At 70.4% G+C, this 13,651-nt stretch carries 15 protein-coding genes; 7 read left to right on the forward strand and 8 right to left on the reverse strand.

Annotated elements, in window-relative coordinates:
• The first annotated feature begins 376 nt into the window (after positions 1 to 376).
• Entirely contained in the window at positions 377 to 1,198 is an 822-nt protein-coding gene (locus ABFX55_RS10990; protein WP_346120131.1) for an MFS transporter, read from the forward strand.
• Between the two features lie 4 nt (positions 1,199 to 1,202).
• Here ABFX55_RS10990 and ABFX55_RS10995 read toward each other — a convergent pair whose 3' ends face one another.
• The gene (locus ABFX55_RS10995; RefSeq protein WP_346117001.1) at positions 1,203 to 2,027 is read right to left on the reverse strand and encodes an NAD(P)H-binding protein; all 825 of its coding nucleotides are present in this window, start codon (positions 2,025 to 2,027) and stop codon (positions 1,203 to 1,205) included.
• 87 nt (positions 2,028 to 2,114) lie between these two features.
• On the opposite strand from ABFX55_RS10995, the gene ABFX55_RS11000 reads away from it, so the two are divergent.
• Positions 2,115 to 2,702 (forward strand): TetR/AcrR family transcriptional regulator, encoded by a 588-nt coding sequence (locus tag ABFX55_RS11000; RefSeq protein WP_346117003.1) that lies wholly within the window; start codon positions 2,115 to 2,117, stop codon positions 2,700 to 2,702.
• A gap of 33 nt (positions 2,703 to 2,735) precedes the next feature.
• Here ABFX55_RS11000 and ABFX55_RS11005 read toward each other — a convergent pair whose 3' ends face one another.
• The 3 genes from ABFX55_RS11005 to ABFX55_RS11015 form a co-directional block, all read right to left on the reverse strand.
• Positions 2,736 to 3,560 (reverse strand): DUF6807 domain-containing protein, encoded by an 825-nt coding sequence (locus ABFX55_RS11005; RefSeq protein ID WP_346117004.1) that lies wholly within the window; start codon positions 3,558 to 3,560, stop codon positions 2,736 to 2,738.
• Positions 3,557 to 4,600, reverse strand: coding sequence for a Gfo/Idh/MocA family protein (locus tag ABFX55_RS11010; RefSeq protein WP_346120133.1), 1,044 nt, complete (start codon positions 4,598 to 4,600; stop codon positions 3,557 to 3,559). The genes ABFX55_RS11005 and ABFX55_RS11010 overlap by 4 nt, the downstream gene beginning before the upstream one ends.
• A gap of 100 nt (positions 4,601 to 4,700) precedes the next feature.
• A complete protein-coding gene (locus ABFX55_RS11015; protein ID WP_346120135.1) occupies positions 4,701 to 5,717 on the reverse strand; it encodes a LacI family DNA-binding transcriptional regulator in 1,017 nt (338 codons plus the stop codon).
• Between the two features lie 127 nt (positions 5,718 to 5,844).
• On the opposite strand from ABFX55_RS11015, the gene ABFX55_RS11020 reads away from it, so the two are divergent.
• The 5 genes from ABFX55_RS11020 to ABFX55_RS11040 are packed head-to-tail and all read left to right on the forward strand — an operon-like array spanning position 5,845 to position 10,941.
• A complete protein-coding gene (locus tag ABFX55_RS11020) occupies positions 5,845 to 7,131 on the forward strand; it encodes an extracellular solute-binding protein (protein ID WP_346120136.1) in 1,287 nt (428 codons plus the stop codon).
• Between the two features lie 2 nt (positions 7,132 to 7,133).
• The gene (locus ABFX55_RS11025; protein WP_346120138.1) at positions 7,134 to 8,081 is read left to right on the forward strand and encodes a carbohydrate ABC transporter permease; all 948 of its coding nucleotides are present in this window, start codon (positions 7,134 to 7,136) and stop codon (positions 8,079 to 8,081) included.
• Positions 8,078 to 8,902 carry a carbohydrate ABC transporter permease gene (locus ABFX55_RS11030; protein ID WP_346120139.1) on the forward strand — a complete coding sequence of 275 codons (825 nt, stop codon included), beginning with the start codon at positions 8,078 to 8,080 and terminating at the stop codon, positions 8,900 to 8,902. The genes ABFX55_RS11025 and ABFX55_RS11030 overlap by 4 nt, the downstream gene beginning before the upstream one ends.
• A 3-nt stretch (positions 8,903 to 8,905) precedes the next feature.
• Positions 8,906 to 10,282, forward strand: a complete 1,377-nt coding sequence (locus ABFX55_RS11035; protein WP_346120140.1) for a glycoside hydrolase family 5 protein — start codon at positions 8,906 to 8,908, stop codon at positions 10,280 to 10,282.
• Between the two features lie 38 nt (positions 10,283 to 10,320).
• Positions 10,321 to 10,941: a class I SAM-dependent methyltransferase gene (locus ABFX55_RS11040; RefSeq protein WP_346120142.1), complete on the forward strand. Its 621-nt coding sequence runs from the start codon at positions 10,321 to 10,323 to the stop codon at positions 10,939 to 10,941.
• A 73-nt stretch (positions 10,942 to 11,014) separates the two neighbouring features.
• Here the strand turns inward: ABFX55_RS11040 and ABFX55_RS11045 are convergent, their stop codons facing one another.
• Genes ABFX55_RS11045 through ABFX55_RS11060 form a run of 4 tightly spaced genes read right to left on the reverse strand, consistent with a single transcriptional unit; the run spans position 11,015 to position 13,643 of the window.
• Positions 11,015 to 11,215, reverse strand: coding sequence for a hypothetical protein (locus tag ABFX55_RS11045; RefSeq protein WP_346120144.1), 201 nt, complete (start codon positions 11,213 to 11,215; stop codon positions 11,015 to 11,017).
• 22 nt (positions 11,216 to 11,237) lie between these two features.
• Complete coding sequence (locus tag ABFX55_RS11050) at positions 11,238 to 12,038, reverse strand: SDR family NAD(P)-dependent oxidoreductase (protein ID WP_346120146.1); 801 nt, start codon at positions 12,036 to 12,038, stop codon at positions 11,238 to 11,240.
• Positions 12,035 to 13,012, reverse strand: coding sequence for an AurF N-oxygenase family protein (locus ABFX55_RS11055; RefSeq protein WP_346120148.1), 978 nt, complete (start codon positions 13,010 to 13,012; stop codon positions 12,035 to 12,037). Before ABFX55_RS11055 ends, ABFX55_RS11050 begins: the two co-directional genes overlap by 4 nt.
• Positions 13,013 to 13,040: 28 nt before the next feature.
• Entirely contained in the window at positions 13,041 to 13,643 is a 603-nt protein-coding gene (locus ABFX55_RS11060) for a TetR/AcrR family transcriptional regulator (RefSeq protein WP_346120150.1), read from the reverse strand.
• Positions 13,644 to 13,651: the final 8 nt, after the last annotated feature.

Below are 13,651 nucleotides of genomic sequence, written 5' to 3' on the forward strand. Positions count from 1 at the left end.
GCCCGTGCGCAGTCCTTGCGGTCGCGGCATCGCGACCGCCAACCTGGCCCTGTCGTCGCTACTTCGCCCCCTTGCAGGTGCTGCTGCCCGAGCAGATCGCCGTGCTCGCCCCCGACGGCAAGGAGAGCGCCTGGCCTGGGTGACGGGGGGCGGGCGCGCTCGTGGCGATGCTGGCCAACCCGGTCGCCGGCGCGCTGTCGGACCGCACACACCGGCAGGTGGGCCGCAGCATCCGTGGGACGCTGGCGGGCGCGCTGGGCGGCCGGCGCGGCGATGGTGTTCCTCTCCTTCCAGACCAGCTTGCTCGGCATCGCCGCTCGGCTGGTGCCTGGCGCAGGCCGCGCTCAACGCCACGCAGGCGGCGCTGAGCGCGGGCGTGCCCGACCGCGTGCCCGTCGGGCAGCGCGGCGAGGTCTCCGGCTGGATCGGGGTCCCCCAGTCGGTCGGCGTGGTGCTGGCCGTCGTGCCTGGTCACCGTCGTCGCCTCCACGACCAGGTCCGGCTACCTCCTGGTCGGCGCGGTGGTGGCGGTGCTGGTGTGCTGCCCTTCGTGCTGACGACCAAGGATCCCAGGCTGAGCGAGCGCCCGCCGTTCGACCCTGGGCAGCTGTGGGTGAGGTCGGCCGACTTCTTCTGGGGCGTGGATCACTCGCTTCCTGATGATGCTGGGCAACGCGATCTCCACGCTCTACCTGCTGTACTTCCTCACCGACGAGGTCGGCTACGAGAGGCTGTTCCCGGCGAGAAGGCCAGCGACGGGCTGCTGGTGCTGATCCTGCTCTACACGGGCGCCGTGGTGCTCACCACGGTCGTGGCGGGGGTGGTCTCCGACCGGCTCGGCAGGCGCAGGCTGCTGGTCACCGTCTCGGGGCTGATCAGCGCGGTCCCTGCGCTCATGCTGGCGTTCTGGCCGCAGTGGCCGGTGGTCATGGCCGCCGCCGTGGTCCTCGGGCTCGGCTTCGGCGTCTATCTCTCGGTCGACAACGCGCTGGTCACCCAGGTGCTGCCCACCGCGACCGGCAGGGCCAAGGACCTGGGCGTCATCAACGTCGCCAACTCGGGGCCCCAGGTGCTCGGCCCGGTGATCGCGGGGCCGATCGTCGCGGGCCTCGGCGGCTACCCCGTCCTGTACCTGACAGCGGGGGGTCTGGCGCTGCTGGGCGCGGCGCTGGTGTGGAAGATCCGCGGTGTGCCCTGACGGCTCACCGCGCGAAGTCGGCCGCGTGGTCGGCGAGGTAGTCGGCCAGCGACCTGGGAGCGTGTCCCGTGAGGTCCTCGACCGTGCCGGTGATCTTCGACCAGGAGCTGTCGGGCACCGCCGCCATCATCTCGGCCAGCTCGCGGGCGGTCGCCTCCGGCATCCCCCAGCGTTGCTGCGCGTGCCTGGTCATCTCCTCGACGCTCAGGTCGACGTAGGTCACCGTACGGCCGAGCGCCGCGGTGAGCCGGGCGGCGATCTCCTGCTGGGCCAGCGCCTCCGGCCCGGTCAGGACATGGGTCGCGCTCTCGCCCACGGGCCCGGTGAGCAGGGCGAAGGCGACGTCGGCGATGTCGCGCGTGTCGATGTAGCCGGTGCGGCCCTTGCCGTACGAGCCGTAGAAGCGCCCGTCGGCGACCTCGCGCGGCAGGCTCTGCATGAAGCCCACGGGCTCGAGGATGGCGTGGGCCAGCCCCGACTTCCTGAGGTGCGCGTCGACCTCGCCGTGCAGGCCGCCGCTGAGCGGCGCGCCAGGGGTGGCGCCGAGCACCGACACGCTCACCACCTGGGAGACGCCCTCGGCGACGGCGCGGTCGATGACCTCCTTGTGGCGCTGGACGAAGCCGGGCCACGGCGAGGTGTTCAGGAAGAGCCTGTCGCCCATGGGGACGGACGAGGGCCGCTCGAAGTCGCCGACGGCGTAGTCGACCCCCAGCTCCTCGCCCTGTTCGGCGCGGCGTACCAAAGCCAGGACCTCGGCGCCAGACTCGCGCAGCCGGGCCACCAGCGCGCGGCCGATCGACCCTGTCGCGCCCGTCACAACGATCATCTGATCCTCCGAAAGTGGACGATGGGATTCCGCTTCTGTGGTGACGGTACTCTAACCGGAAGATGGTCGTCCACTTAGGAGGAACGGGTGCGCGCTGATGCCCGCCGCAACAGGGATCGGATCGTGGAGGCGGCGCGGGCCGTGGTGGCCGAGCGGGGGATCGACGCCCCGATGGAGCTCATCGCCCGCCGCGCCGAGGTCGGCGTCGGCACCGTCTACCGGCGCTTTCCCGATCGGCACGCGCTCATCGCGGCCATGGCCGGCCAGTACGTCCACGAGATCGACGACGCGCTCACCAGGGCGGAGGAGCAGGGGCCAGGGCCGTGGGCCGCGGTGCGCTCGTTCGTGATGTGGAGCGCCGACCAGGGGCGCGGCGCGCTGGCCGCGGCGCTGGCCGACCTGCCCCAGGAGCTCTTCGACGCCATGCCGGAGTTCACCAGGGTGAAGTCGGGCCTGGTCGAGCGGCTCGACGCGCTCGTGGCCGCGGCGCAGGAGCGGGGCGACATGCGGGCCGACGTCGGCGTGGCCGACGTGATGAGACTGCTGAGCCTGTTCACCTGCCACGCCGACCTGCCCCAGGAGCGGGCGGCCCACTACCTGCTCGTCATGCTCGACGGCATGGAGAAGAGGCTCGACGGCGCGGGGAAGAGGCTCGACTGCGCGGGGGAGGGGTGAGGGGGCCCGGCCGCGAGGGGCCGGGCCCTGAGGTCACAGCGTGTCGAGGCGCTCCCTGGACCACGCGCCGTTGCCGATGACGACGCGGTAGCTGAGCGACAGCGTCTCGTCGGCCGCCAGGCGCACCTCTTCGGAGAAGGCGATCGACGGGTTGACCGCGGCGAACGGCTCGGAGCGCACGAACCACCTCTGGCCGGGCTCGGAGACGAAGACCAGCGTGGAGTCCCTGTCCACCTCGTCGTGCCTGCCGACGAAGGCCAGCCACGAGGCGGTCCTGCCCATCATCTCCTCGCCGCCCTGACCGCCGGAGGCCAGCACCTGGCCGCCGGTGAAGGCGCGGGGGCCGCGCCAGAACAGGCCGGTGTAGCCGGCCATCGGCCTGCCGTTGGTGGTCGGGCTGCCGAACAGCAGGTCCTCGCCGCGCACGTTGGTCAGCTCGGTGGCGAACTCCAGCGTCCAGAAGTCCTCGCCCGCCGAGGTGGCGATCGTGCGCCGCTCGTCCACCCAGTGCTCGCCCGCCTGCGTCCACCATGTCAGCCGCTCGACGCCGAGCTCCAGCCACTCCTCGTGACGCATGGAGCCGTTGTTCGGCAGCTCCACGTAGCCGCCCTCGGCGCGGACGTAGCTGCCGCCGCCCCAGAAGTTCTGCCCCGATAGCCACGAGGCCGTCATCTGCAGGCCCTTGTGCCAGCGGTGGTCGTGCGGCCGGTAGCCGGTCACGACGTCGCCGTCCAGCGTGCGCAGCGGGTGGAAGTACGGTTTGGGCGACTCGAAGAGCGGCATGTCGGGACGGTAGACGTAGCGCATGACCTCGACGCCGTCGAAGGTCTCGACCAGCTCGCTTCCTGTGTCCTTCACAGCGAGAGTCCTCCGTTCAGCCGGTGGTAGAAGGGGCTGTCGGGGGTCAGCTCGGCGCGCAGGACGGGAGCACCGGTCAGCGCCGAGGCGTACAGGCCGGTCACCAGCTCCATGGTCCTGCGGGCCTCGACGCCGCTGACCGGTGGGCGCTCGCCCCGCTCGAAGGCGTCGAGCAGCTCGCCGAGCTGGGCGGCGTGCGAGCTCGGCACGTCCTGGGGCGGGCTCCACGCCTGCGAGGTCGAGCTCCAGTCGGCGTTGGCGTAGCCGTACAGGTGCCGCAGCTCCACCGTCGCCTGTGCGAAGTCGAAGCGCAGGTAGCTCTGCTCGCGCGGCGACAGCACGCTGTTGACCACGCTGGCCATTGCGCCGCTGGAGAAGCGGACCATGGCCATGGAGACGTCCTCGGTCTCCACGTCGCGGTCGAGCCGCCCCGCCATCGCCCTTATCTCCTCCCACTCGCCGAGGATGGAGAGCATCATGTCCATCTGGTGGATGCCGTGGCCCATCGTGGGGCCGCCGCCCTCGCTGGCCCACGTGCCACGCCACGGCACCTCGTAGTAGGCCGGCGGGCGGTACCAGGTGGTCTCGCACAGCGCGACCAGCGGGCGCCCGAGAACGCCCTCGGCCATCAGTGAGCGCAGGTGGTGGGCGCCCGACCCGAAGCGGTGCTGGAAGACCACGGAGGAGTACGGCCCCGCCGCTCCCTCCGCCGCGGCGATGGCGTCGAACTCGGCCAGCGACAGGCACAGCGGCTTCTCGCACCACACCCACGCCCCCGCCTCCAGGCACTCCACCACCTGGGCGGTGTGCGTGAAGGGTGGCGTGCAGATGTGGACGAGGTCGGGCCGCTCCTTGTCGAGCATGTCGGTGAGGGAGGTGTAGGCGGCGGGGATGTCGTGCTCGGCGGCGAACGCCTTGGCCCTGTCCTCGTCCACGTCCACGGCGGCGACGATCCGCGCCCTGCGGGACTCTCCGCGCAGGGCGGGGACGTGACAGGCTCCGGCGATTCCTCCACTGCCGACAATGGCGACACGGATCATTTCTGGGGGGATCCCTCCGTTAGGCAAGCGCTTTCCCGACCCTAGGCCGGAGGGAGGGGATGTTCAAGGCCCCGGGCCTGCAAGCGCCCGGAACCAGAGGTCAGGAGGCGCGGGGCGGGGCGGTGCTCTCGCGCACCACCAGCTCGGTGGCCAGCTCCACCCGCCGGGTCTCGGGCTGCTCGCCCCGCCCCATCGACAGCACCGTCCTGGTAGCCAGCGCGGCCATCTCCTGCAGCGGCTGCCGTACCGTCGTGAGAGGGGGCCAGGCCGACCTCGACAGCGGCAGGTCGTCGAAGCCCACCACCGACAGGTCCTCGGGCACCCGCAGGCCCCGCTGCCTGGCCGCCTCGAAGACGCCGAAGGCCTGCAGGTCGCTGCCGGCGAAGATGGCGGTGGGCGCCTGCTCCAGCGACAGCAGCGCGTGCCCCTGGTCGTGCCCTGAGTCGACGAGGAAGGTGCCGCGCCTGATCAGCTCGGGCGCGGACGGCACGCCCGCGGTCTCGAGCGCGGCCCTGTAGCCGTCGATCCTGGCCTGGCTGCACAGCATGTCGGCGGGCCCGCTGATCATGCCGATGCGCCGGTGACCGAGCTCCAGCAGGTGACGCGTGGCGGCCAGCCCGCCGTTCCAGTTGGTCGCGCCGACGGAGGCCACCCCGGGCGCGGGCTCGCCCTCGGGGTCGACCACGACGAACGGCAGGGAGCGGGCGCTCAGCTGGGCCTGCACCCCCGTCGACAGGCGCGAGGCGACGATGACGACCCCGTCGGTACGGCGGCCGGCCAGCCGCTCCATCCAGTCGGGCCCGGGACCGGCGTGGGTGTGCAGCACCGAGATGACGACGCTGGCGCCCGCCTCGTGCGCGGCCGACTCCGCGCCGCGCACGATCTCCATCGCCCATGGGCTCTCGATCTCGGCGAAGACCAGGTCGACCAGGCCCGCGCGGCTCTCGTCCTGGCTGACCCTGCGCTGGTAGCCGTGCTTGTGCAGCAGCCGCTCGACCCTGCGCCTGGTCTCGGCGGCCACCTCGGGCCTGCCGTTGATCACCTTGGACACCGTGGGGATCGAAACCCCTGCCTCCTCGGCTATCAGGGCGATCGTCACCCGCCTCTTCACTGGCATGTCCGGGAGTGTAACCGAAACTTTCGGCGACGATCCTCGCCTATTGACGGTCTACGACCTCCATACCTACGCTACGAGCGCGAAACATTCGGGGGGTACTCGAAACTTTCAATAGGAAGGGACCCCTATGAGACGTCATGTGGTGGCAGCAGCGGCGGCGTCGCTGCTCCTGGCCGGTTGCGGCGGCGCGCCCGACACGCAGCAGCCCGCCGGGTCACAGCAGCCGGCCGCGAAGGAGAAGGTCACCCTCGAGTGGTGGCACATCCTGACCAGCGACCCCGGCAAGGGCATCTACGCCAAGTGGGCCAAGGACTTCGAGGCCGCGCACCCCAACGTCACCGTCAAGATCACGGTGCTGGAGAACGAGTCCTTCAAGTCCAAGATGGCCACCCAGACCGCCTCGGGCAAGGCACCCAGCATCTTCACCACCTGGGGCGGCGGCGTGCTCCAGCAGCAGGCCGAGGCCGGGCTGGTCAAGGACCTCACCGCCGACGCCGCGCCGATCCTGCCGACCTTCAGCACCGCCGCCATGGCCGCCTACCAGATCGACGGCAAGGCCTACGCGATCCCGACCGACATCGGGATGGTCGGCTTCTGGTACAACAAGAAGCTCTTCGCCAAGGCGGGCGTGAGCGAGCCGCCCGCCACCTGGAGCGCCTATCTCGACGCGGTGAAGAAGCTCAAGGCGGCGGGCGTCACCCCGATCGCGCTGGCGGGCAAGGAGAAGTGGCCTGGCCACTACTACTGGGCCTACCTCGCCATGCGCGTGGCCGGGCTCGACGCGCTCAAGCAGGCCGCCGAGACCAAGGACTTCACGGGGCCCGACTTCGTGGCGGCGGGCACGCACCTGAAGGCGCTGGCCGACCTGCACCCCTTCCAGACCGGCTTCCAGAACGCGAGCTACTCCACCCCCAGCGGCCAGGCGGCCACCGTCTCCAACGGCAAGGCCGCGATGGAGCTGATGGGCCAGTGGGCGCCTGACGTGCAGAAGAGCTCGGGTAAGGGCCTCGGCGAGGACCTCGGCTTCTTCCCCTTCCCCGCCGTCGAGGGCGGCAAGGGCGCGATCACCGACGCGTTCGGCGGCGGCCAAGGATTCGCGGTCGGCGCCGACGCCCCCGCCGAGGCGGTGGAGTTCCTGCAGTTCATCTCCGACCCCGCCAGGCACCGCGAGGCGATCACCAACGCCTTCGCGCTCCCTGTCATCAAGGGCACCGAGGACGCGGTCACCAACCCGGCGCTCAAGCTGGTGGTGGAGAACCTGACCGGCGCCAGCGGCTTCCAGCTCTACCTCGACCAGGCCTACCCGCCCGCCGTCGGCCAGGAGGTGAACGACAGCGTCGCCCAGCTCATCGTGGGCGGAAAGACGCCTGAGGAGGTCGTCAGGTCGATCACCGAGACGGCCAAGTCGGAGTGAGCGTGGTCAAGACCGCTCCGGGCGTCCTGCCCACCCTGCGCGTGGCGGCCCCGCCGCCGCCCCGCGTCAGGCGTGGGCTGACCATCGCGCTGTTCCTGCTGCCGGCCGTGGTGCTGTTCGCGCTGCTGGTGCTGGCCCCGATCCTGCTCGCCTTCTACGCAGGCTTCTTCAAGTGGAACGGCATGGGCGGCCTGCCCCAGGACTTCGTCGGCCTGGACAACTACCTGCGGCTGTTCGCCAGTGACGTCTTCGCGGGCGACCTGCGCAACATGGGCTTCCTCGTGCTCGCCTCGCTGGCGGTGCAACTGCCGCTGTCACTGGGCATCGCGCTGCTGCTCAACCAGCGCCTCAGGGGCAGGGCGGGCTACCGGCTGCTGTTCTTCGCGCCTTACGTGCTTTCGGAGGCCGTCACCGCGGTGCTGTTCTCGATGATCCTGGCGCCGGACGAGAGGGGCCTGGCCAACGCGATCCTCGGCGCCTTCGGGCTCTCCTCCACCTGGTTCGCCGACACCTCCACCGTGATGCCGGCCCTGTTCCTGGTCATGACGTGGAAGTACTTCGGCTTCCACACCCTGCTCTACCTGGCCGGACGGCAGGGCATCCCGAAGGAGCTGACCGAGGCCGCGCAGATCGACGGCGGCACCCCCTGGCAGGTCTTCAGGCACGTCACGCTGCCGCTGCTCGGCCCGACGATCAGGATCAGCGTGTTCCTGTCGGTCATCGGCACCGTCCAGCTGTTCGACCTGGTCTGGATCATCACCGGCGGCGGCCCCAGCCACGCCTCGGAGACCATGGCCGTCACGATGATGGAGTTCGGCTTCAAGCGGCTCCAGATCGGCTACGCCAGCGCGATCAGCGTGGTCATGTTCGTGCTCAGCCTCGTCTTCGCGCTGTGGTACCAGCGCTTCGTGCTCCGCCGCGACCTGGAAGGAGCGACGGTCAACCGATGACGACCAAGCTCAAGCACCTGCCGCTGCACCTGGTCGCCGCGCTGCTCGGCGCGTTCGTCGCGGTGCCGCTGATCTACGCGGTCGTCGGCGGGTTCAAGGACACCGCCCAGCTGTCGACCAACCCGTTCGGCCTGCCCGACCCCTGGCGTACGGGCAACTACACCGAGGTCCTCGCCGCTCCCGAGTTCTGGCGGCAGCTGGGCAACAGCGTGCTCATCGCGCTGGCCACCACGCTGCTGGTGGTGGGCGTCTCCGCGCTGGCCTCCTTCGTGCTGGCCCGCTTCGCCTTCAGGGGCCGAGAGGCGATCTTCACCCTCTTCGCGGTCGGGCTGATGTTCCCCTTCGCGGTGGCGATCCTGCCGCTGTTCGTGCTGCTGCGCACCTTCGGGCTGCTGGACAACCCGCTCGGCGTGATCCTCGCGCAGGCCGCCTTCGGCCTGCCCATGACGATCATCATCCTGCGCGCCTTCTTCCGCACGATCCCCAACGAGGTCGAGGAGGCCGCCACCATCGACGGCTGCGGCCCCTTCGGCTTCTTCTGGCGGATCCTGCTGCCAATGGCCAGGCCCGCCCTCGCCACGGTGTCGGTGCTGGCCATCGTCGGCAGCTGGAACAACTTCATGCTGCCCCTGGTCGTCTTCACCGACCAGCAGTGGTGGACCATCCCGCTCGGCGTGCAGCAGTTCCAGGGCCAGTACGCCTCCGACACCGCCCGCATCCTCGCCTACATCGTCCTGGCCATGGTTCCCGCCCTGGCCTTCTACGCGGTCGCCGAACGGCACCTGGTCAGCGGTCTCACCGCCGGCGCAACGAAGGGATAGAGAGTGACTCTGCACGTGTCAGGAGAGCGCCTCCTCACCGCCGACGGCGCCCCCGTAAGGCTGCGCGGCGTGGGGCTCGGGGGCTGGATGAACATGGAGAACTTCATCACCGGCTACCCGGCCAACGAGTCGGCGATGCGCGAGGCCGTCACGGGGGTGCTGGGGGAGGAGCGCGCCGAGCTGTTCTTCGACAGGCTGCTCACCGCCTTCTTCGGCCCCGGCGACGCCGCGCTGCTGGCCGAGCTCGGCATGAACTGCGTGCGCATCCCCGTCAACTACCACCACCTCGAGTCCGACAGCCGCCCCTTCGAGATCATCGAGCGCGGCTTCCGCCACCTCGACCGCGTGATCGACCTGCTCGGCGAGCACGGCGTCTACAGCGTGATCGACCTGCACGCGCTGCCAGGCTCGCAGAACCAGCACTGGCACTCCGACAACCCCACGCACCTGGCCGCCTTCTGGCAGCACAGGCACTTCCAGGACCGGGTGGTCAACCTCTGGGAGACGATCGCCGACCGGTACAGGGACCATCCGTGGGTGGCCGGATACAACCCCGTCAACGAGCCTGGCGACCCGTCAGGCAAGGTGATCGGGCCGTTCTACGACCGGCTGGTGAAGGCGGTGCGCGCGGCCGACCCCGGGCACGTGCTGTTCCTCGACGGCAACACCTACTCCACCGACTTCTCCGTCTTCAGGGAGGTCTACGAGAACACCGTCTTCGTCTGTCACGACTACGCCCTGGCCGGGTTCGCGCACGGCGGCCCCTACCCGGGCATGACCAGGGGCGAGTGGTGCGACCGCGAGCAACTGGAGCGGGCCTTCGACAGGCGGACGACCTTCCAGCGGCAGACGGGCACGCCGCTGTGGGTGGGCGAGTTCGGGCCCGTCTACACCGGCGACCCCGGCGTGGACGAGCAGCGCTACCAGATCCTGCGCGACCAGCTGGAGATCTACGACGCGCACGGGGCGGGCTGGTCGCTGTGGACCTACAAGGACGTCGGCCTGCAGGGACTGGTGTGCGCGGCGGGGCCGTACGGCGAGCGGTTCGGCGCCTTCATGGACAAGAAGCGCAGGCTCGGCGCGGACCGCTGGGGCTCCACGATGGAGGAGTCGGCCGACGAGCTGGCCCCGCTGCACCGCCTGGTCGAGAGGGAGTTCGCCGCCTGGCGTCCCTATCCATGGGGCGCCCGCTACACCACCGACGACCTGATCAGGCACATCCTGCTGGCCCAGGCGTTGCTGCCCGAATACGCGGCGCTGTTCGGCGGGCTCGACGACGACGGGCTGCGCGCGCTGGCCGACTCCTTCGCGCTGGAGGCCTGCGCGCGCCGCGAACCCCTCCTCGACCTCCTGCGAACCAACCTGCGAGGCACGTCGTGACGCCCACGTCGCCAGGGGACGGCGGGTAGCGTGAGGAGGTGTCCGACTTCCAGCATCCACGACTGGCCAGGATCTACGTCGACGCCTCCAGGATCGCCGACGAGCGGGGCGGCGCCGAGCACCGCGCCCGCCTCGTGGCCGGCCTGTCGGGACGGGTGATCGAGGTCGGCGCGGGCAACGGCCGCAACTTCGCGCACTATCCGCGGGCGGTCACCGAGGTGGTGGCGGTCGAGCCCGACGACACCCTGCGCGCCCACGCCACACGCGCGGCGGCGGCCGCGCCCGTGCCGGTCACCGTCGTGGCGGGCCATTCCGAGGCGCTGCCCGAGGGGCCCTTCGACGCCGCCGTGTCCTCCCTCGTGCTGTGCAGCGTCCCCTCGCCCGAGAGGGCGCTGGCCGCGCTGGCGCGCGTCCTCAGACCAGGCGGGCAGCTGCGCTTCTACGAGCACGTCCGTTCGGCCAACAAGGTGTACGGCCTGCTCCAGGACCTCATCACGCCCGCGTGGAAGGTGATGGCGGGCGGCTGCCATCCCAACCGCGACACCCTCGCGGTCATCAGGCGGGCGGGGTTCGCGGTGGAGGAGGCCGACAGCTTCGCCTTCGCCCCGCAGAGCGGCATCCCTCCCATGACCCACGTCCTGGGCAGGGCGACGCGTTAGACACCGGCGAAGGGCGTCACCGTGTACCGGTCCCGCCCGGGAGCAGACGGGACCGGCATCCGGGTTTCACCCGCTAGCTTGATCGCTGCCCGCGTCGCAGGGGGAGCTGCGACTTGGCCAGCCGCTTGGACTGCGCGCCGCCTCCCGTCGTCCGTTCTGTCGTGGCCCCCGACTCGTGCGTGGCCTTGGAAGGCTTGGGCGTCGACGACTGATGGGTCTCGGTGCTGCCGCGCGAGGCGTGCTGCTCGCGGGTCTGCCGTGACTTGGAACTCACACAATCACCCCCGATATGCGAGTTATGTCCGTTTTGAGGGGGGTGAAACGCGGCGGATGGCGAGAGCGGCGGCCCGGATGGCGCCCGAGGGCGAGAGCCGGGCGGCGCGCCAGGCCAGCCGTGCCGACGCGGGCGCCACGATGAGCGCCTGGTTGCGGGCGACGCCGCGCAGGATGTCGGCCGCCAGCGACTCCACCGGATACAGCCGCCCCTGCGCCATGACCGCCGCGTCGCGGGCCTGCGCCCCCGTCTCGGTGTACGGCAGGCCGGGATTGGCGTTGTCCAGCAGCGGAGTGTCGATGAACCCTGGGCAGACCACGCTGACCCTGACGCCGTGCGCCGCCGCCTCCGCGCGCAGGGCCATGGTCAGCCCGACGACGGCGTGCTTGCTCGCCGTGTAGGGCAGCATCAGCGGAGCGGGCACCAGGCCGGCCATCGAGGCGGTGTTGACGATGTGCCCGTAGCCCTGCTCGATCATGATCGGGTAGGCCGCGTGCACGCCGTGCACGACGCCGCGCAGGTTGACGTCGATGGTGCGGTTCCAGTGGTCGAGCGTCAGCTCCTCGGCGTGGCCGCCGACCGCGATGCCCGCGTTGTTGAAGACGAAGTCGAGCCTGCCGTGGCGCTGCCTGACCGCGCGGACGGCGGAGGCGACGGCCTCGGCGGAGGTGACATCGAGCTCGACGTGCTCCATTCCGCGCAGGTCGGGGGCGACCAGGTCGGCGACGGTGACGGCCACGCCCTTGGCGGCCAGCGCCATGGCCAGCGCCCTGCCGATGCCCGAGGCGCCCCCTGTGACGAACGCGGTCTTCGGTGATCTCACGCGCGCGGCTCCGCCCAGATGCCCATGGCCTTCCAGATCCTCCTGGTGGCCGGGTTGACCAGGCCCAGCTCGGAGCACAGGTCGCGGGTCTTGCCGACCGAGTCGCGCAGCTCGGCCCTGAACTCCTCGCTGCCGGTGTAGACCTCCTTCACCACCTGCGGCGGGATCTTGAAGGCGCGGATCATCGGCCCAGGGGGAGCGAGCATGATCCTGGCCATGAGACCGAGGATGACTGGCGAGATCACCCCGAGCGCCAAGCGCCGGTAGCGAGGCATCCTCGGCACCCTGCGGCGCAGGTAGTGGCGCGCGAAGGAGATGTGCCTGGCCTCCTCGGCGATGTGGATGCGCATGATGGCCTCTTCGAGCGGGTGGTGCTTGTAGCCGTCCTTGAGCACCTTCCGCTGCACGTGGTCGATCGGGTCCTCCCCGCCGAGCACGAAGACGAAGAACAGCTCGGTGGAGATCAGCGGGATCCACGGCGCGACCTGGGCGAGGAGCGACAGCGGCCCCGGCATGCCACGGATCGGGAGTTTCGTCCGGTTCACGAACTCTTGGAACATCATCCCGTGATGTCCCTCTTCGATCGTCTCATGGTAGACGTAGCGGAACTCGGGCGACCCGTTCGGCAGCCGGTAGGCGTAGTTGAGCAGCCCGCGCTTGAGCAGGTTCTCGAACTGCAGCCCGATCTTCATGGCGGTCGCCACCCGCCACAGGCCGATCCGCGCCCTGGTCTCGGGCGAGCGGCTCCGGTACCAGGGGTGCCGGCCGAGCTTGTCGACCGGCGGCAGCTCCCAGCGCGGATCGGCGGGATCGATGAGGAAGTCGGGGTCATCCCAGGGGATGTCGACGTACGGCTCCCAGTGCTTGTCGACCGACGCCTTGGACAGGCGTTCGATGACGGACTCGTAGGCCCGCCTCTCCGCGACCGACTCGTCGCGTTCCCTGGCGGCGGTAGAGCTCGGTGCAGCTGTCATGGGCGCAATTGTACGTAGAATCCAATAGCTACGAAAGGTCCTCCTCGCTGATGCCCAATTCGGCGGCCGTCGCCGTCCGGACGAGCTCGGCCACCCTCTGGCGCGACAGCACCCTGCGATGCACGCTCACCTGGACGGCCAGGCCGTCCACCAGGGAGAGGATCCGCCAGGTCGCCGCGTCGGGATCGGCGCAGGCGAACGCCCCCGAGGCCACCCCCTCCTCCACGATCGCCCGCAACGACTCCTTCCATCTCAGGTCGAGCCTGCGCGAGGTCTCCTCGAGGTCGGCGCTGCGCATCGACTCCGCCCACGCGTCGATCCACATCCGCCACGTCCTGGCCGAGCCGGTGGGGGAGTAGAGCCTGAGCAGGTGGCGCAGGCGCTCGACAGGGGTGCCGCCCGCGCGGTCCAGCTTGGCCAGTGAGTCAAGATCGCGCCGGGCGGCGTAGACCAGGGCCTGCGCGAACAGCTGGTCCTTGGTCTCGAAGTGGTAGAACAACAGCGCCTGACTGACCCCCGCCGCCCTGGCGATGTCGAGGGTCCTGGTGTGCCCGAATCCCTGGGCCGCGATGACCTCGCAGGCCGTCTTCAGTAAGTCTTCTCGCCGCAAACGGCCGAAACCACGTGTCACAGGGGGAA

This window comes from Nonomuraea roseola (assembly GCF_039535395.1).
GTDB classification, from domain to species: Bacteria; Actinomycetota; Actinomycetes; order Streptosporangiales; family Streptosporangiaceae; genus Nonomuraea; species Nonomuraea roseola.